The organism is Pseudomonas sp. Pso3 (assembly GCF_055393275.1).
Genome location: NZ_AP043687.1, coordinates 3699055 through 3716496 on the forward strand (window position 1 = coordinate 3699055; position 17442 = coordinate 3716496).

At 67.7% G+C, this 17442-nt stretch carries 14 protein-coding genes and 1 pseudogene; 6 read left to right on the forward strand and 9 right to left on the reverse strand.

Features of this window, described 5'->3' with window-relative positions:
- Positions 1 to 31: 31 nt before the first annotated feature.
- From ACZ5R1_RS17440 to ACZ5R1_RS17450, 3 genes and pseudogenes are all read left to right on the forward strand, one after another.
- The gene (locus ACZ5R1_RS17440; protein ID WP_464712616.1) at positions 32 to 895 is read left to right on the forward strand and encodes an MBL fold metallo-hydrolase; all 864 of its coding nucleotides are present in this window, start codon (positions 32 to 34) and stop codon (positions 893 to 895) included.
- 302 nt (positions 896 to 1197) lie between these two features.
- A pseudogene (locus tag ACZ5R1_RS17445) lies at positions 1198 to 1329 on the forward strand (con-10 family general stress protein); the annotation flags it as partial.
- 75 nt (positions 1330 to 1404) lie between these two features.
- Complete coding sequence (locus tag ACZ5R1_RS17450) at positions 1405 to 1710, forward strand: con-10 family general stress protein (RefSeq protein ID WP_007159629.1); 306 nt, start codon at positions 1405 to 1407, stop codon at positions 1708 to 1710.
- A 64-nt stretch (positions 1711 to 1774) separates the two neighbouring features.
- On the opposite strand, the gene ACZ5R1_RS17455 is transcribed toward ACZ5R1_RS17450, so the two are convergent.
- Positions 1775 to 2227: a DUF421 domain-containing protein gene (locus ACZ5R1_RS17455; RefSeq protein WP_027597173.1), complete on the reverse strand. Its 453-nt coding sequence runs from the start codon at positions 2225 to 2227 to the stop codon at positions 1775 to 1777.
- A 9-nt stretch (positions 2228 to 2236) separates the two neighbouring features.
- On the reverse strand, positions 2237 to 2728 hold the full coding sequence (locus ACZ5R1_RS17460) for a hypothetical protein (RefSeq protein ID WP_464712617.1): 492 nt from the start codon (positions 2726 to 2728) through the stop codon (positions 2237 to 2239).
- Between the two features lie 109 nt (positions 2729 to 2837).
- Between ACZ5R1_RS17460 and ACZ5R1_RS17465 the strand changes: the two genes are divergently transcribed.
- Complete coding sequence (locus tag ACZ5R1_RS17465; RefSeq protein WP_244898778.1) at positions 2838 to 3287, forward strand: DMT family transporter; 450 nt, start codon at positions 2838 to 2840, stop codon at positions 3285 to 3287.
- Positions 3288 to 3289: 2 nt separating this feature from the next.
- Here ACZ5R1_RS17465 and ACZ5R1_RS17470 read toward each other — a convergent pair whose 3' ends face one another.
- From ACZ5R1_RS17470 to ACZ5R1_RS17500, 7 genes are all read right to left on the reverse strand, one after another.
- Positions 3290 to 5776: a PepSY domain-containing protein gene (locus ACZ5R1_RS17470; protein ID WP_464713295.1), complete on the reverse strand. Its 2487-nt coding sequence runs from the start codon at positions 5774 to 5776 to the stop codon at positions 3290 to 3292.
- Positions 5776 to 6459, reverse strand: coding sequence for a Fe2+-dependent dioxygenase (locus ACZ5R1_RS17475; protein WP_027597177.1), 684 nt, complete (start codon positions 6457 to 6459; stop codon positions 5776 to 5778). The genes ACZ5R1_RS17470 and ACZ5R1_RS17475 overlap by 1 nt, the downstream gene beginning before the upstream one ends.
- Before the next feature lie 62 nt (positions 6460 to 6521).
- The gene (locus ACZ5R1_RS17480; protein ID WP_464712618.1) at positions 6522 to 8738 is read right to left on the reverse strand and encodes a TonB-dependent receptor; all 2217 of its coding nucleotides are present in this window, start codon (positions 8736 to 8738) and stop codon (positions 6522 to 6524) included.
- A gap of 181 nt (positions 8739 to 8919) precedes the next feature.
- On the reverse strand, positions 8920 to 10083 hold the full coding sequence (locus tag ACZ5R1_RS17485; protein ID WP_027597179.1) for a type III PLP-dependent enzyme: 1164 nt from the start codon (positions 10081 to 10083) through the stop codon (positions 8920 to 8922).
- Positions 10084 to 10809: 726 nt separating this feature from the next.
- The gene (gene amn, locus ACZ5R1_RS17490; RefSeq protein ID WP_042136257.1) at positions 10810 to 12282 is read right to left on the reverse strand and encodes an AMP nucleosidase; all 1473 of its coding nucleotides are present in this window, start codon (positions 12280 to 12282) and stop codon (positions 10810 to 10812) included.
- Positions 12283 to 12352: 70 nt separating this feature from the next.
- A complete protein-coding gene (locus ACZ5R1_RS17495; RefSeq protein ID WP_181084203.1) occupies positions 12353 to 14098 on the reverse strand; it encodes an ABC transporter ATP-binding protein in 1746 nt (581 codons plus the stop codon).
- Complete coding sequence (locus tag ACZ5R1_RS17500; protein WP_027597182.1) at positions 14095 to 15828, reverse strand: ABC transporter ATP-binding protein; 1734 nt, start codon at positions 15826 to 15828, stop codon at positions 14095 to 14097. The genes ACZ5R1_RS17495 and ACZ5R1_RS17500 overlap by 4 nt, the downstream gene beginning before the upstream one ends.
- Before the next feature lie 179 nt (positions 15829 to 16007).
- On the opposite strand from ACZ5R1_RS17500, the gene ACZ5R1_RS17505 reads away from it, so the two are divergent.
- Positions 16008 to 16805 (forward strand): hydroxymethylpyrimidine/phosphomethylpyrimidine kinase, encoded by a 798-nt coding sequence (locus ACZ5R1_RS17505; protein ID WP_007159640.1) that lies wholly within the window; start codon positions 16008 to 16010, stop codon positions 16803 to 16805.
- Positions 16802 to 17431 (forward strand): thiamine phosphate synthase, encoded by a 630-nt coding sequence (gene thiE / locus ACZ5R1_RS17510; protein WP_027597183.1) that lies wholly within the window; start codon positions 16802 to 16804, stop codon positions 17429 to 17431. Before ACZ5R1_RS17505 ends, thiE begins: the two co-directional genes overlap by 4 nt.
- Positions 17432 to 17442 lie beyond the last annotated feature (11 nt).

Below are 17442 nucleotides of genomic sequence, written 5' to 3' on the forward strand. Positions count from 1 at the left end.
GGGACATCCCACAGCTTGACGAGGCCCGGTCATGACTCCGCGCATCGAACCCTTCTTCGACGCCACCACGTCCACCTTCACCTATGTGATCTACGAAGCCCCCGGCAGTCGCTGCGCCATCATCGACTCGGTGCTGGACTACGATCCGCATTCGGGCCGCACCGCCACCCTGTCGGCGGATCGCGTCGCCCGCTTCGTGCGCGATCAGGGGCTGACGGTGGAGTGGCTGCTGGAGACCCATGCCCACGCCGACCACCTCTCCGCCGCGCCCTATCTGCGGCGGCAACTGGGCGGGCGCATCGCCATCGGCGAGGGCATCCGCCGGGTCCAGGGCGCCTTCAAGGACGTCTTCAACCTGGAGCCGGAATTCCGCCTCGACGGCTCCCAGTTCGATCACCTGTTCCAGCCCGACGAGGTCTTCCACATCGGCGCCCTGACCGCCCGCGCCCTGCACGTGCCCGGCCACACTCCGGCCGACATGGCCTACCAGGTGGAGGAGGAGCATGTCTTCGTCGGCGATACCCTGTTCATGCCCGATGTCGGCTCGGCGCGCTGCGACTTCCCCGGCGGCAGCGCTCGCGACCTCTATCGTTCGATCCGCCGGCTGCTGACCCTGCCCGAGGCCACGCGCCTCTATCTGTGCCACGACTATCCGCCTGCCGGCCGCGAAGCGCGCCACGAGACCACCGTGGGTGAAGAGCGCGCCCTCAACGTGCATGTCCGCGATGGCGTGGACGAGGATGCCTTCGTCGCCCTGCGCACCCGCCGTGATGCCACCCTGTCCATGCCGACGCTGATCCTGCCGGCGATCCAGGTAAACATCCGCGCCGGCACCCTGCCGCCGGCCGAGGCCAATGGCCGTCGTTACCTGAAGATTCCCATCGACGGCTTCTAGACCCGCCGCCACCCGTCGTACAAGGTAAGAGCCACAGGTATTGGACGCAGCGGCGCCGCTGCGTCCAGGCTTTTCCAGTCCGCACAGCTTCTCTGCTCCGTCCAACCCAGCGGCAAGGTTGGACAGCGCCTCGGCCGAATTTAGATACAGACCTGGTAGTGGCCCATGGCCTGCGACCACCCATCCCCTGGCCGGGAAACCTCGCCGCGTCCGCTCCTCAATACCAGGGCAGGCAATGTGTTCTGCACTACATTCCCAAAAGAGGTAGAGCGACCATGACCACCAAGAATTCGAACTCCAATCCCGGCAACTTCGCCAATGATCGCGAGAAGGCTGCCGAGGCCGGGCGCAAGGGCGGCCAGAACAGCGGGGGCAACTTTGCCAACGATCGCGAGAAAGCCTCCGAAGCCGGACGCAAGGGTGGTAGCCGCTAGGCGCTTCCCTCCTTGTAGCGGAGCCACGTCCGGGTGGACCCGGCTCCTTCGTCCCACGATCAAGAGGAATCCACGATGAGCACCAACAACTCCAATCCCGGCAATTTCGCCAACGATCGCGAAAAGGCCGCCGAAGCCGGCAGCAAAGGTGGACAGAACAGCGGGGGCAACTTCGCCAACGATCCCGAGCGCGCCGCCGAGGCGGGCAGCAAGGGCGGCCAGAACAGCGGCGGCAACTTCGCCAATGACCCCGAGCGCGCCGCCGAAGCCGGCCGCAAGGGCGGCGAGAACAGTGGCGGCAACTTCGCCAATGACCGCGAGAAGGCGTCCGAGGCCGGCCGCAAGGGCGGTCAGAACAGCGGCGGTGGCGGCCAGCAGTAATCCGGCCTGATCCAGGCCAGGGCGAAGGGCAGGCTCATCCTGCCCTTCCTGCTTTCACGTCCGTTCACTTTTCTCCCGGCTCGGGTATCACCGAGATCTGGCCGTTCTTTTCCAGCACCGCGAAGCGGATCTGCTCCAGCCGTTCCAGCCCCTGACTCTGCCGCGCCGCCTCGAGGATGTCTTCCTCGGTGAGGCGGGCCTTGCGCAGTCGCTCCGTCAGCGGCTTGCCGTACTCCACCACGATCAGCGGCACCCCGTCGAGAAAGCGCCCGACCCGGGGCGAACGTTCCTTGAACAGCGACAGCAGGATGTCGATCAGCACCAGGGTGGCGATCACCACGAAGGCATTGATCACCGAAAAATCATCCCCCAGCAGCGCCTGCTGGGTCGCCTCGCCGATCACCAGCAACAGGACGAAATCGAAGGTGGTGATCTCCGACAGCGCCCGCCGTCCGGTGATGCGAAACAGCACCAGCAGAAAGGCGTAGAGGGCGGCGGCGCGCAGGACGGATTCCATGGCAATTCCCTAGGGATAGATGAAGGCGGAGAGTGCCAACGGAGGTTGGCCAGGTCGCAGGATCCGCCAGTCGACGGTGCCCAGGCGGTCCGGGCGCAAGGCGAGGTGCAGTCGACTCGACCCCGCTCCCGGCGCCAGATCGAGCCAGAGCACCCCGTCGCTGCTGGTCATGCGCAGCGGCTGGGGATAGAGGGCTTCCACCGTCCAGTCGGCCACCAGGCGCTCATCCAGGCCGATGCGGTCGAGGCCGGGTGCCAGTTCCAGGGTCAGGGTCGCCGGCGCACCCCGGCGCTGGAAGCGCTCGTACTCGACCCGGAGCTGGCCGTCCGCGCTGACCCGGGTCGCCGTGGCCCAGGGCCCGCCGCTGGCGAACAGGCCGGCCAGGGCCAGGGCGACGAACAGGCCCAGCAGCACCCAGCCCAGCCGCTCGCAGCGCCAGATCCAGCGTTGCAGGCCCGGCTCCTCGCGGATCGGCAGAGGCTTGTCCACCCGTGGCGTCATGGCAGTCGCTCCGGAATTCGATAGAGCTTGGAGCCCGACCGGAGGTCGCCGGTTCGACCGCTTCGCCCACCCACTGGGGCATACTGCGCGCCCCCTTTTTCCTGGAGTCCTGTCGATGCCCGTCTGGTGGCTGCTCGTCCTGCCGTTCATCGCCGGTGCCTGCCTGCCGCTGCAGGCCGGCATCAACGGCCAACTCGCCCGGCACCTCGGCAGCGTCTTCGCCGCGGCGTCCATTTCCTTCATGGTCGGTCTCGTCGCCCTGCTGGGCCTGACCCTCTGGCAGCGTGGCGTCCCCACCCTGGGTGCCCTGCGCGAACTGCACTGGTGGCACTGGTGCGGCGGCCTGCTGGGCATGTTCTTTATCGCCATGGCCGCCTTCGCCGGTCCGCGCATCGGCGCCACCCTGTTCATGGCGCTGGTGATCGCCGGGCAGCTGGCCATGTCGCTGAGCCTGGATCACTTCGGCTGGGCCGGCTTTCGCCAGGACCCGGTCACCCTCGGCAAGCTGGCCGGCGTGGCGCTGATCGGTGCCGGCGTCTGGTGCATCGCCCGGGCCTAGGTCTAGTAGAGATCGCGACGGTAGCGTTCTTCGTCGATCAGCCGCTGGACCTTGGCCTCGCCGAGCAGCGCCGCCAGGGTCGCCTGGACACTGCGCCCCAGGCCCGGCAGGCTGCCGCAGACCATGATCACGGCATCCGCCGCCAGCCAGTCCAGCAGTAACTGCCGTTGCGCTCGCAGGCGGTCCTGCACATAGCCATCGCCGTCCCGCGAGAACACCCGGTCCAGCCGTTCCAGTTCACCCCGCGCCTGCCAGGCATCCAGCTCCGCCCCATAGAAATCGTCGTGGGCCGCCGTGCGTTCGCCGAACAGTAGCCAGTTGCGCCGGTACCCGGCTGCGATACGGGCAGCCAACAGCGGGCGCACCCCGGCCAGTCCGGTCCCGGCAGCGATCAGGATCAGCGGGCGCTGGTCCAGCGGCGGTCTGAAGCCCGGATGGGCGCGGAGTCGCGCCTGCACCTGAGCGCCCGGCCGCAGCCCTGAGGTCAGCCAGCCGGAAGCGATGCCCAGGCGACCGTCCGTCTTACGGTGCTGGCGCACCAGCAATCGCAGCGCACCTTCGTCGGGCAGCGAGGCGATGGAGTACTGGCGCACGGCGAGCGGTAGCAGAGCGTCGAGTAGCGCCTGGGGGTCCAGGCCCGCCAGCGCGGCCTGGTCTTCCGGCAGCAGGCGGGTGTCCAGGGCCGCGGCGAGGGTCTGGCTGACGCCGTCGCCCACCACCACGCCTTCCGCGGCCAGCCCCAGGGGCGACAACCAGGCTGCCACGCGCTCGGCGCCCTGGCGGGGGGCGATCTCGAGGATATCGCCGGGTGCCCAACTGCTCCCGGGCGGTGGCAGCAGCTGCAGCTCGAAGACGGCTCCACCGGGGCTGCCGGCATTGAGTGGCTGCACCGCTAGCAGCGGCCAGGCCTGCAGTGGCCGCTCGACCGCTGGCTCGATGGCCACGGCGCCCAGGGCCTCGAGTCGACCCTGCCAGAGCGCGAGCGCCCGAGCGTCGCCATTGTCCACCTCCACCGGGGCGAACAGCGGCCGCGCGCCCTGCCCGGCGAGCCAGGCATCCAGCCGCCGGGCGAAGGCGCAATAGGCCGGGTAGCGCCGATCGCCCAGGGCCAGCACCCCGAAGTTCAGATTCGGCAGCGCGGTCTGGGTCAGCATCCGTCGTTCGAAGCCACGGGCGGCGTCCGGTGCCTCGCCATCGCCGTGGGTGGCGACGACGAACAGCGCCTGGGTGGCCTGCTGCAGGCGCTCGACCGAGAGCCGTCCGAGTGCGACCACTTCCGCGCTGAGTCCCGCCGCCTGCAACTGGCCGGCGGCCTGCCAGGCCAGTGCCTCGCCCTGGCCGCTCTGGCTGGCATAGCCGATCAGCCAGTCGGCGGCGCCCGGCGTGGCCGGCAGCAGGCCGCGCCGGGCCTGGTGCGCCTGGCGACGCTTGCGGCGGCGGTCCAGATAGAGCCAGAGGCCAGTCACCATGAACAGCGGCATGGCCAGGCTGGCGAGCGCCAGGGCTACCCGTCCGGCCAGACCGAAATACTCGCCCGAATGCAGCGCATAGACGCTGAGCAGCAGCCGAGCGCCGAGCGGCTGTTCGCTGTAGCGGCGGTGATCGAGCACCCGTCCCGCGCCATCGAAGACGATCCGATTGAGGGCACGGACATGCTCGGCCTCGTCGGGCAGGTACCAGAGGGTCGGCTGACTGACCTTGCGCGCCGGATTGGGCAGCAGCAGGCCATAGCCCTCGACCTGTCCGCCGGTTTCCTGCCGAAAGCTCTGCCAGAGCGCATCCAGGTCCACGTCCTGGCGCGCCACCACGCCGCTGATCCGGGGCTCCGGCGCCGCCCCCAGCAATCGCTCGCTGGCCTGGCGATACCAGTCATAGGACCAGTACAGACCGGTCAGCGCCGCCAGCAGATAGACCAGCAGGCACCAGGTGCCCGCCACGGCGTGCAGGTCCCAGTGGAAACTCCGCCCCCGACGCGCCCAGTCGAGGGTCAGCCAGGTGCGCCAGCGCCTTATCTGGCGCGGCCAGCGCAAATAGAGACCGGACAGGCAGAGCACCAGCAGGATCAGGGTGGCGGCGCCGGTCAGGGCCTTGCCTACCGGTCCCAGGGCCAGGGAGCGGTGCAGGTCCAGGACCAGGCGAAAGAACGCCTGGCCGCGCGGCGCCTTCTGCACCTCGCCAGTGTAGCGATCGAACAGCAGCACCTCGCCACGGCCCTGGCCGCTCGCCGGCGCCAGGCCGAGCAGGCCGTAGCCCTCCCCCGCCATGCTGGAGACGAAGCTCAGCTCCCGGTCCGGCGGCACGAGGCGCTGCCGCACTTCCGGCAGTGTCAGCGGGCGCTGGTCCGGCGTCGCGGCGGTGGGCGGCGGATTGAGCAGTTCCAGCAACTCCAGCTGAAAGCTATAGAGCGCCCCCGTCACCCCCAGCACCACCAGCACCAGGCCCGCCGCCAGCCCGAGCAGGCTGTGCAGCTGGAACAGACCCCCGCGGATCAGGGCTGGGCCCACAGCCGCAGGAGGTTGTGATAGACACCGGTCAGCTGCAGGCAGGCCTCGTGGCCCTGCCCCAGCTCGGCCGCCGCCCGCTGGATACCCTGGTCCAATTCGAACAGCTGGCCGCGCTGGCCGGCGTCGCGCACCAGGCTCTGGATCCAGAAGAAGGAACACAGCCGGGTACCGCGGGTGACCGGCAGCACCCGGTGCAGGCTGCTGGCCGGATAGAGGATCAGATCGCCCGCCGCCAGCTTGACGCTGTGGGCGCCATAGGTGTCTTCCACCACCAGCTCGCCGCCGTCGTATTCGTCCGGCTCGCAAAAGAACAGCGTGGCCGACAGATCGGTGCGCAGGTAGCCGCTGCCATCCGGTAGCGGCCGCAGGGCATTGTCCACGTGCAGGCCAAAGGACTGGCCGCCCTGGTAGCGATTGAACAGCGGCGGAAACACCCGTGCCGGCAGCGCCGCGGCGACGAACAGCGGATGCCGTGCCAGCGCCTGCTGGATCAGCTCGCCCACCGCGCGCGCCGCCGGCTCGTCCGCCGGCAGCTGCAGATTGTCCTTGGCCATGGCCGACTGGAAACCGGCCGTGTGCCGGCCATCGGCCCAGGCGGCCGCCTCCAGCCGCTCCCGGCATTCCCTTACCTGCTCGGGCGTCAGCACGCCCGGAACGCTGATCATCATGGTGATTCCCCTCTAACGCCGAAAGCCCTGCGCAGGCAGGGCTTCGGTTGCTGCAGGCGACCTCAGAAGCTGTAGGTCGCGGTCAGGATGGCGGAACGGGCATCGCCGTATTCGATGGCCGACGACCGGGTGCTTACGCCCAGTTGCGAACGCACCCGCTCCACATAGTCCTTGTCGAAGACGTTGTTGACGTTGAGCTGCAGGTCGACATTGCGATTGACGCGATAGCCGACCATGGCGTTGTGCAGCCAGTAGTCGTCGAGCTTGGCGCCGTCGTTGCTGGAGGTGACGTTGCGCTCGCTGACGTAGCGGGCGCCATAGCCCACCCGCCAGCCGGCCGGCAGCTCATAGGTGGTCCAGAGATTGAGCGAACGCGGCGGAGTGTTGGCCAGCGCCTGGCCTTCACGATTGCGGCCGTCCAGGGTGTCGGCGGCCTTGAGCGTCTCGCTGTCGAGGAAGGTGAAGTTGGCGTAGACGTTCCACTGCGGAGTGATCCGTCCGGTGGCGCCCAGCTCGATGCCCTGCACGCGCTGCTTGCCGGCCAGGGCGGTGCTGCCGTCGGCCAGGGTTTCCCGCGTATTGCTCTTCTCGACGCGGAACAGCGCGCCGTCCAGCTCCAGGCGCTTGTCGAGGAATTCCCACTTGGTGCCCAGCTCCCAGGTCTTGTTCTTTTCCGGACCCAGATCCTGGTTGGCGGCGCTCAGCCCGGCGCCGGTGGAGGTCAGGCTTTCCGCCGAGGGATTGAAGGAGGTGCCATAGGCCACGTAGACCCGGCCGTTCGGAGCCGGCTTGAACACCAGGCCGGCGCGCCCGCTCAACTTGGCGTCATCGGAACTCAGCTTGGTCTTGGCGCCGCGCACGCCGTTGGCGACCGGGGTGGTGTCGCTGTCGCCATCGAACCAGTCGTAGCGCAGGCCCAGGTTCAGATCCCAGTAGTCGTTGAGGGCAATGGTGTCGAAGGCATAGAGCGCCTTGTCGGTCAGCACGTTGTTGGCGATGGCCGAGGTCTGCTTGTCGGACGCGCCGTCATAGCGCTCCGGCGGCGCAGCCAGGGAATAGCCGGCGGCCGGGAAGGTCAGGCCATAGCTGTAGGTGTCGCGGTCGTAGTCCTCGCGGGAGAACTCGGCGCCCAGCACGAAGGAATGACCCAGGCCGAAGGTATCGACATTGCCGGTCAGGTTGGTCTGGTTGATCCACATCTCCGAGGTCACGTCGCGGCCATAGCCCTGGGGACCGGCCGGGCGATAGCGACCCGCGGCCACGCCACCCAGGTTGACGTGGGACGCCGAGATCACCACGTCGCGCTCGATGCGGCTGTAGCGGGTCAGGTTCTGCAGACTCAGGTTGTCGTTGAAGCGGTGCTCCAGCTCCACGGTGAAGACATTGTTGTTGATGTCTTCCTTGTCGATGTTCTTGAAGCCGAAATAGGCATCGCGATCCACCCCGCCCAGGCGCTTGCCGTTGAGCGCCGGCACCCCGTAGTCGGGCTGGTTGTTGTCGGTCTGATGGAAGTAGCTCAGGGTCAGGCGGGTATCGTCCGACAGGCCCAGGGCCAGCGACGGCGCGATGCCCCAGCGCTCGCGATCGATCTGGTCGCGGCCGGGCACGTCGTTCTCGTGCGCCATCAGATTCAGGCGGAAGGCGCTGTCGGTACCCACGCCCTGCAACGGCTGGTTGGTGTCCAGGGTCAGGCGGCGATAGCTGTCGGTGCCCAGGCCCGCGCCGATGCGGGTGAACTGGCGCTCCTGGGGCTTCTTGCTGATCAGGTTGATGGAGCCACCGGTGGTGCCGGCGCCGCCGAACACCGAGTTGGGGCCCTTGATGACCTCGACCGACTCCAGGTTGAAGGTGTCGGTACGGTTGGTCTGGGTGCTGTCGCGCAGGCCATCGATCTGGATGTTCGAGTTGGCGCTGAAGCCGCGGATATTGATGCTGTCGCCGGAGCCACCACCGCCCTCGCCGGCGTTGAAGGTGATGCCGGATACGTTGGACAGCACCGATCTCAGACTCAGGGCCTGCTGGTCCTGGATGACCTGCGCCGGCACCACGGTGACGGTCTGGGGGGTGTCCAGCAGGGGCGCGGTGTACTTGCGCGAGGCGGACTGCTCGGCCTTGAAGCCTTCCTGCTGCGCCTGACCTTCGATGGTCAGACTTTCCAATCGGGTCACCGGCTCCTTGGCGTCCTGGGCCTGAGTCCCGAGGGACAGCGAAGCGACGGCAACACTGAAGGTAGAAACCAGCAAACGGCGCTGGGACAGCGAGGACATTTCCTTGGACATGATGGCGGGCCGCCTCCTTATGTGAATGCGGCGCGATTCTATTTGCAAACGATTATCAAATCCATAGCGAATGTAAATTATTCTTAACAATCCGGAAAACCGCCTGACACAGGGCTTTTCCACAGGCATGAAAAAGCCCGCGTCCCTGATGGGACGCGGGCTCGACTACCGCGGGAAGACCTTAGAGGTAGAAGGCCTTCAGCGGCGGGAAGCCGTTGAATTCCACCGCGCTGTAGCTGGTGGTGTAGGCACCGGTGGACAGCCAGTACAGGCGGTCACCGCTGGCCAGGTTCAGCGGCAGGCCGTACTTGTAGTGTTCGTACATGATGTCGGCGCTGTCGCAGGTCGGCCCGGCGATGACGACTTCTTCCATCTCGCCCTTCTTCTCGGTCCAGATCGGGAACTTGATGGATTCGTCCATGGTTTCGATCAGGCCGGAGAACTTGCCCACGTCGGTGTAGACCCAGCGCTCCACGGCGGTACGCGACTTGCGCGCCACCAGCACCACTTCGCTGACCAGGATGCCGGCGTTGGAGATCAGCGAACGGCCCGGCTCGAGGATGATTTCCGGCAGTTCATCGCCGAAGTCTTCCTTGAGGAAACGGATGATCTCCTCGGCATAGGTCTCCAGGCTGTTGGTGCGCTGGATGTAGTTGGCCGGGAAGCCACCGCCCATGTTGATCATCTTCAGGGTGATGCCGTCTTCTTCCTTGAGGCGCTCGAAGATCACCTTGACCTTGGCGATGGCGGCGTCCCAGACGTCGATGTCGCGCTGCTGGCTGCCAACATGGAAGGAGATGCCATAGGGCTCCAGGCCCAGCTGGCGGGCCAGGATCAGCAGATCCAGGGCCATGTCGGGCTGGCAGCCGAACTTGCGAGACAGCGGCCAGTCGGCGGAGTTGGAGCCTTCGGTGAGGATCCGCACATAGATGCGCGAGCCCGGGGCGGCCTTGGCGATGTTGCGCAGGTCGGCCTCGGAGTCGGTGGCGAACATGCGCACGCCCTTCTCGTAGAAGTAGCGGATGTCCTTGGACTTCTTGATGGTGTTGCCGTAGCTGATGCGCTCCGGCTCGACCCCGGTGGACAACACCTTGTCCAGCTCGTAGATGGAGGCGATGTCGAAGTTCGAGCCCTTGTCGCGCAGCAACTCGGTGATCTCGATGGCCGGGTTGGCCTTGACCGCGTAGTAGATCTTGGCGAACGGGAAGTTGCCAACGAGATCGTCATAGGCCCGGCCGATGGTGGCGGTGTCGATGACGACGAAGGGGGTTTCATGCTGGTCGGCGAAGGCCTTCATCTTCTGGAAGGTTTCGCGAGAATAGTAATCTTCGACCTTGATGGACATGCGTCGGACTCCCGATGGGCAGAACAAATTGAAGGAGGGGGTGTTCTGAACGCCTAATCCGTTTCCCCACTTTGGTTCGCCTACTTCCCAAGGCACATCGCCGAAAGCAAAAAGGTCAACGCGTACTGGCGTTGACCTCGCTGTCTCGTCGTCGGTACTTGAGCCGGATGGATCGTTTCCAGCATGGACGTTCGGGCGCGAACTTTAGGGCCAGACGCCTCAGAGATCAATGTTAAATCCATGATCTTTACCGAACGGTGACGCGCACGGACTCACCCCTCTCCTGCAACCGACCGGAGCGGGCGCCGAGATGTTCCTGGGGGGCGATGACAGGAGGTTTCCCCGCGGGTAATCAGGAGGCCGGATAGCGCCATCGTCGGGCTTTGACGGTGGAGCTGGGCGATCGCGGCCATGGCACCGTAGCGCGGAAAACGGCGCAGCCTTTTCCACTAAGACTTTCCGTGCCGAAGCGTGCCCTCACCCCAGCTCTCTCCCAGGGGGAGAAGGGGTCGTCCGAACGACTCTCTGGCCTGGTCAGCACCGTAGCGTGGAAAACGGCGCAGCCTTTTCCACCGAGACTTTCGGTGCCGAGGCGTGCCCTCACCCCAGCCCTCTCCCAGAGGGAGAGGGGGCCATCCGCGCGACTCTGGACCAATCGAGCTGGGTCTTATCGCCTTCGTAGGTTGGGTTGAGCGCAGCGAAGCCCAACAGGCCCAACCCCAACCCTTACCGGAACGGCGGCTCGTCGAAGCTGCGCAGCTTACGCGAGTGCAGGGAGTCGAGCTGAGTGCGCAGCTGGTCCAGGGCAGCGATGCCGATCGCCAGGTGCTGGCTCACCGCGCGGGCATAGAAGGCGTTGGCCGAGCCCGGCAGCTTGATCTCGCTGTGCAGGGGCTTGTCGGAGACGCACAGCAGGGTGCCGTAGGGCACCCGCAGGCGATAGCCCTGGGCGGCGATGGTACCGCTCTCCATGTCCACCGCCACGGCGCGCGCCAGGTTGATCAGCGGGCGTTCCTGGGCCCAGCGCAGCTCCCAGTTGCGGTCGTCGTAGGTCAGCACGGTGCCGGTGCGCAGGCGGCGCTTGAGCGCCTCGCCGCGTTCGCCGGTGACGCTGGCGGCGGCTTCCTGCAGCGCCACCTGCACCTCGGCCAGCGCCGGGATGGGGATGTGCGGCGGCACCACACGGTCGAGGATGCCGTCGCGTCTCATGTAGGCGTGGGCCAGCACATAGTCGCCGATGGTCTGCGACTGCCGCAGGCCGCCACAGTGGCCGATCATCAGCCAGCAGTGCGGACGCAGCACCGCCAGGTGGTCGGTGATGTTCTTGGCGTTGGACGGGCCGACGCCGATGTTGACCAGGGTGACGCCATGGCCGTCGCTGGCGATCAGGTGGTAGGCCGGCATCTGGAAGCGATGCCAGGCGATAGCGGCGATGACCGCCTGGGCCTCGGTCGGGTCCATGTCGCGTTCGATGATGACGTTGCCCGGCAGCACCAGGCGCTCGAAGCGCGGATCGCTGCGCAGCTGTTCGAGGCCGTGCTGGATGAACTGGTCGACGTAGCGATGGTAGTTGGTCAGCAGGATCCAGGGCTGCACGTGGCGCCAGTCGCTGCCGGTGTAGTGGACGATGCGACGCAGCGAGAAGTCGGTGCGGGCGGCGTCGAACAGCGCCAATGGCAGCGGATCGATGCGCTCCCAGTCGTAGTGGCCGTCGGCGATGTCGTCGTGGGCGGCGGAGAGATCGGTGCTGGGAAAGACCCGCGCCAGCTCGGCGGCGGTCACGCCACTGCCGGCCAGTTCGTCGCCCTGCTCCACCACATAGGGATAGGGGATGTCCTGCCGACTGCGACCGATCTCGACCTGGACGTCATAGTCGCGCATCAGCGGTTCGAGCTGTTCCAGCAGATAGCCGCGAAAGGCCGCCGGATGGGTCACGGTGGCCACATAGGTGCCGGGCAGCTGGATCTTGGCGTAGGCGCGGGTGGTGGCCGGCGGCACGCCGGGGGCGCGATAGCGGATGCGGATCTCGGGATAGCGGAACAGCTCGCGCTCGGCCGCGCTGGGCTCGACGCGATCCTTGAGATAGCGCTTGAGGGCGGCATCCAGGGCCTGGGTGGCCTCCTGATGCAGCGCCGCGAGACGGTCCACCGCCTCGCTGGCGGTGGCAACGACGGTGAAATCCTCGGGTACGGAGGTCATGCAAGTTTCCTTGTTGGGGCACTGCTATAGCTGACACCCTAACACTCCTGCATTACAACGGCTTCCCCCGCTATAGCGTCTTTTCCCCCTGGGCGTGCTGCTCCCACAGGCGCCGATAGTGGCCGTCGGGTCGCTGCAGCAGGGCCTCGTGACTGCCCTCCTCCACCTTGCGCCCATCGCGCAGCACCAGGATGCGATCGGCATGGCGGATGGTGGAGAGCCGGTGCGCCACCACGATCAGGGTGACCTGGCCGCGCAACTCGTCCAGCGCCCCCTGCAGCCGTGCCTCGGTGGCGCTGTCGATGCTGGCGGTGGCCTCGTCGAGCAAGAGCACCTTGGGTTCGCGCAAGAGCGCCCGCGCCAGCGCCAGCAGCTGCCGCTCGCCGGTGGACAGGGTGAAGCCGCGCTCGCCCAGTAGCGTATCCAGGCCCTCCGGCAGACGCGCCACCAGGTCGTCCAGGTGGGCGGCGGCCAGGGCTTCGCGCAGTCGCGCGTCCGGCACCTGGCTGCCGAGCAAGAGGTTGTCCCTCAGGCTGCTGGAGCGGATGAAGGGTTCCTGGGGCACGCTGGCCAGGGCCGCGCCCAGCACCTCCGGGGTCAGGCTGCCCAGCTCGCGGCCGTCCAGGCAGAGGTGGCCGCCGGTGACCGGCTGCAGCCCGGCGAGCAGGTCGAGCAGGGTCGACTTGCCGCTGCCGGTGGGCCCGACGATACCGAGAAAGGTGCCCGGAGGGATGTCCAGATCGATGCCGTGCAGGGTGTCGTGCCCGGCGCCGGCATGGCGGAAGCGCACCCCGTCGAGGTGGAAGTGCGCGGTCGCGATGGGCCGGTCGTCTTCGCCGCTCAGCGCCGGCTTCTCTTCCAGCAGGTGCAGCAGGCGGGTACCGGCCACCGTGGCCTGCTGGAACAGGTTGAATCTCTGGGTGATGTCCATCAGCGGCTCGGTCACCCGCCCCAGGTAGGTGACGAAGGCATAGAGCACGCCAATCTCGGCGCCGCCCTGCAGATGGCCCATCCCGTAGACCAGCAGCAGCACCGCCAGCACCGCCACGCTGACCAGATCCAGTGCCGAACGCAGCAGGAGCCCGGAGACGCGAATGGTGCGCATGCGGGCGCCGTACTGCGCCTGATTGAGCCGCTGGAAATCCTGGCGGAAGCGCTCGGTCTGGTTGAAAGCCTGCAACAGGCCCATACCGCCGATGGCCTCGCCCAGGCGGGCGCTCTGCTCGGCGCGCAGCATCCTGACCTCCATGGCCGCCGCCCCGCTGTATCGCTGATAGGCCCAGACGATCAGCATGGCCGCCGGGATCAGCAGCACGGCGATGGCCATCAGCCGTACGTCGAGCAGGGCCATGGCCACCAGGATGCCGATCAGCAGCACGATGTTGCCGACCATGTTGCCGAGAAAGGCCACATAGAGTTCGCGCAGGGCGTCGGTGTCGTTGGTGACCCGCGCCACCAGTTCGCCGGTGGCGGTGCGGTCGTGGAAGCTCTGCGGCAGGCTCAACACGTGGCGGAACAGCCGGCGCCGTTGCAGGAGCACCACGTCCATGGCGATCTCGGCGAATCTGAGCGATTGCAGGTAGCGACCGTAGGCGGCCAGGCCCTGGGAGACCACATAGGCCGCCACCAGGCCCACCAGCGGCCAGAGCCGCAGGTCGTGGGGCACCAGGTAGTTGTCCAGGTAGTGCTTGGTCAGCCAGGGTCCCAGGACATCGAACAGGGTCGCCATGACCAGGATCGCCAGGGTGCCGGCCAGCTTGCGCGGATTGGCCAGTACCGGCTTGAGCAGCAGCGAGAGCACGCGGGTCTTGGTCATTGGCTGGCCTCCTCCGCCTGCTGCAGCGTCCAGAGTCGGGCATAGAGCCCGCCCGCGGCGAGCAACTCGGCGTGCCGGCCCCGCTCCACCAGGCTGCCCTGGTCGAGCACTATGATCTCGTCGGCCTGCTGCACGGCGGAGAGCCGGTGGCTGACGATCAGGGTGGTACGCCCCTGCAGCCCGGCCAGCGTCTTCAAGAGGCGGGCTTCGGTGGCGGTATCCACCGCCGAGAGGGTGTCGTCCAGCAGCAGGATGGGCGCCGGCGAGAGCAGCGCCCGGGCCAGGGCCACCCGCTGGCGCTGGCCACCGGAAAGGGTCAGGCCACGCTCGCCCACCGGGGTGTCCAGCCCTTGCGGCAAGGCCGCCAGGTCGGTGCCGAAGGCGGCGGCGTCCAGGGCTTCGCGGATCTCTCCGGCGGTCGCGTCGGGGCGACTGAGTGCGACGTTCTCGCCCAGGGTGCGGGCGAACAGGAAGGGATCCTGGGGCACATAGGCGAACTGGGCGCGCAGGTCGCCCAGTCGATACTCCTCGAGCGGCACCCCGCCCAGGCGGATGCAGCCCTGCTCCAGCGGAAACTGGCGCAAGAGCAGGCGCAGCAGGGTGCTCTTGCCGCTGCCGGTGGCACCGACGATGCCCAGGGTATCGCCGGCGGGCAGGTCGATGACCACGTCCTGCAAGGCCGGCTGACGCGCCTGGGGATAGGTGAAGGCCGGGATGTAGACCGATAGATCGGCCTGGTCCGGTGGCGTCTGGGTGCCCTCGTCGCGGATGCGCTCGGTGACGGCGAACACCTCTTCCAGCCTACGTGCTCCAGCCTCACCGCGCTGCAAGAGGTTGAAGCACCAGCCGATGGCGAACATCGGCCAGATCAGCTGCACCAGATAGAGGCTGAAGCTGGTCAGCTGGCCGAGGGTGATATGGCCGTCGAGATAGCGCCAGCTGCCCATGACCAGGGTCAGCAGGGTGGCGAGGCTCAGGGCGACGAAGATGATCGGCTCGTAGCGCGCCTCGGTGCGCTGCACCTGGTAGTCGGCCTTGGCCACGCTGCGGGCGCGGGCGTCGAAGTCGTCCAGCTCGGCTTCGATCAGGGCGTGCTGGCGCAGCATGCGCAGACCGCTCAAGGCTTCCTGGGTGCGGTCGTTGAGGGCGGAAAAGCCGGCCAGCGCCAGGCCGAAGCGCTGCTGCACCCGCCGCGCCACGCGATAGAAGCCCCAGGCCATGAAGGGAAAGGGCAACAGCGCCAGGGCGGCCAGGGGCGCGTCGATGCCGATGAACATGGCCAGCAGCACCAGCAGCAGGGTCAGCATGCCGTCGAAACTGGCCAGCACCCCTTCGCCGGCGGCCGTCTCCACGGCGTCGATGTCCTGGGTGGCGCGGGCCAGCAGATCACCGGTGCGACTGGACTGGAAGAATCCGGGATCCAGCCGCGCCAGCTTGGCGAAGAAGGCGTCGCGCAATTCCACCCCGACCTGGTAGGAGGTGCCGAACAGCCGCACCCGCCACTGATAGCGGAGCACATAGAGGCCACAGCCGACCGCCACGATCAGGGCGACGCGCCAGAGCAGCCCGGTCTGATCCAGCTCGCCGGCGCGCAAGGCGTCGATGGCCTTGCCGATCCACCAGGGCAGGGTCAGGTTGAGCAGGCCGACGCCCAGCAGGCAGAGGATGGCAGTCCCGTAGGCACGCCGTTGGCGCAGGAAGAAATCACGCAACAACCGCCACAACGCCATAGAATCGCCTTACCTGAGCAAAGGTGCAGTATATCGGCTACCCAACCGGCAGCGGAGTTCCTTCGTCCCGATGCGGGTCCCATGTCAACGGGTGGCGCGGGGCGCGAGGTCGTTGTAGGGTGCCACTCCCTGCGGCGCCCGGCCGCTGCGCCCCTTTTTCCTTTGCTAGGCTGACGTCCATGACCCTCGAACCCCAACGTCCCGTCGTCCTCTGCCTGTCCGGCCACGATCCGAGTGGCGGCGCCGGCCTGCAGGCCGACATCGAAGCCCTGCTCGCCCAGGGTTGCCATGCCGCCCCGGCGGTCACTGCCCTGACCGTGCAGGACACCGTCGACGTGCGCGACTTCCGGGTGCTGGATCGCGAGTGGGTGCTGGCCCAGGCCCGGGCGATCATCGCCGACCTGCCGGTGGCGGCGGTCAAGCTGGGCATGCTCGGTTCGGTGGAGATGGTCGAGACGGTGCTGGAGATCATGGAATCCCTGCCCGGCGTACCCCTGGTCTGCGATCCGGTGCTGCGCGCCGGTGGCGGCGGCGCCCTGGGCAAGGACGAGGTCGGCTATGCCATCCGCGAACGGCTGCTGCCACGCGCCACCATCGCCACCCCCAACCTGCCCGAGGCACGCATCCTCGCCGAGTTGCCCGAGGGCACCCCGGAGCAGTGCGCCGAGCGCCTGCTGCCCTTCTGCGCCCACCTGCTGATCACCGGCGGCCATGGCGAGGAACACGAGGTGCACAACCGCCTTTATGACCGTGCCGGTGGCTGCGAGACCCACGTCTGCCAGCGCCTGCCCGGCAGCTACCACGGCTCCGGCTGCACCCTGGCCAGTACCCTGGCCGGGCGCCTGGCTCTGGGTGAAGCCCTGCCCAGCGCGGTGCGCAGCGCTCTGGACTACACCTGGCGCACCCTGAGGGACGCCGAGCGCCCCGGTCGCGGCCAGTACGTGCCGCGCCGCCTGCCACTGGACTTCTGCTCATGAGCCCGCTGCGCGGCCTCTATGCCATCACCGACAGCGCCCTGCTCGCCGAGGGTCGCCTGCTGCCCTATGTGGAGGCCGCCCTGCAAGGCGGCGCCCGGCTGGTGCAGTACCGCGACAAGTCCGGGGACGCCAGTCGCCGCCAGGACGAAGCCGCCGCCCTGGCCGAGCTCTGCCGCCAGCACGGTGCCCAGCTGATCATCAATGACGACCTCGCCCTGGCCCGCCGGCTGGGCGTGGGCCTGCACCTGGGCCAGGAAGACGGTTCCCTAGCCGCGGCCCGTGCCGACCTGGGGGCGGACGCTATTCTTGGCGGTACCTGCCACGCCAGCCTGGAACTGGCCGAGGCCGCGGCCCAGGCCGGCGTCAGCTACCTGGCCTTTGGCCGCTTCTTCGCCTCCAGTACCAAGCCGGATGCCCCGCCGGCGCCCCTGGAATTGCTCGACCAGGCCCGCAGCCGCTTCGCCTTGCCGGTCTGCGCCATCGGCGGTGTCACCCTGGACAACGCCCCGCTTCTGCTCGACCACGGCGTCGATCTGCTCGCCGTCGTCCACAGCCTGTTTTCCGCCGCCAGCGCGGGCGAAGTGGAGCGCCGCGCGCGCGCCTTCGCCCAGCTGTTCGCGGCCTGATCCCATTCAAG

Coding starts and splice junctions, on each gene's coding strand:
- ACZ5R1_RS17440 (WP_464712616.1), top strand. CDS start 32: ATGACTCCGCGCATCGAACCCTTCTTCGACGCCACCACGTCCACCTTC.
- ACZ5R1_RS17450 (WP_007159629.1), top strand. CDS start 1,405: ATGAGCACCAACAACTCCAATCCCGGCAATTTCGCCAACGATCGCGAA.
- ACZ5R1_RS17455 (WP_027597173.1), bottom strand. CDS start 2,227: ATGGAATCCGTCCTGCGCGCCGCCGCCCTCTACGCCTTTCTGCTGGTG.
- ACZ5R1_RS17460 (WP_464712617.1), bottom strand. CDS start 2,728: ATGACGCCACGGGTGGACAAGCCTCTGCCGATCCGCGAGGAGCCGGGC.
- ACZ5R1_RS17475 (WP_027597177.1), bottom strand. CDS start 6,459: ATGATGATCAGCGTTCCGGGCGTGCTGACGCCCGAGCAGGTAAGGGAA.
- ACZ5R1_RS17480 (WP_464712618.1), bottom strand. CDS start 8,738: ATGTCCAAGGAAATGTCCTCGCTGTCCCAGCGCCGTTTGCTGGTTTCT.
- ACZ5R1_RS17485 (WP_027597179.1), bottom strand. CDS start 10,083: ATGTCCATCAAGGTCGAAGATTACTATTCTCGCGAAACCTTCCAGAAG.
- amn (WP_042136257.1), bottom strand. CDS start 12,282: ATGACCTCCGTACCCGAGGATTTCACCGTCGTTGCCACCGCCAGCGAG.
- ACZ5R1_RS17495 (WP_181084203.1), bottom strand. CDS start 14,098: ATGACCAAGACCCGCGTGCTCTCGCTGCTGCTCAAGCCGGTACTGGCC.
- ACZ5R1_RS17500 (WP_027597182.1), bottom strand. CDS start 15,828: ATGGCGTTGTGGCGGTTGTTGCGTGATTTCTTCCTGCGCCAACGGCGT.
- ACZ5R1_RS17505 (WP_007159640.1), top strand. CDS start 16,008: ATGACCCTCGAACCCCAACGTCCCGTCGTCCTCTGCCTGTCCGGCCAC.
- thiE (WP_027597183.1), top strand. CDS start 16,802: ATGAGCCCGCTGCGCGGCCTCTATGCCATCACCGACAGCGCCCTGCTC.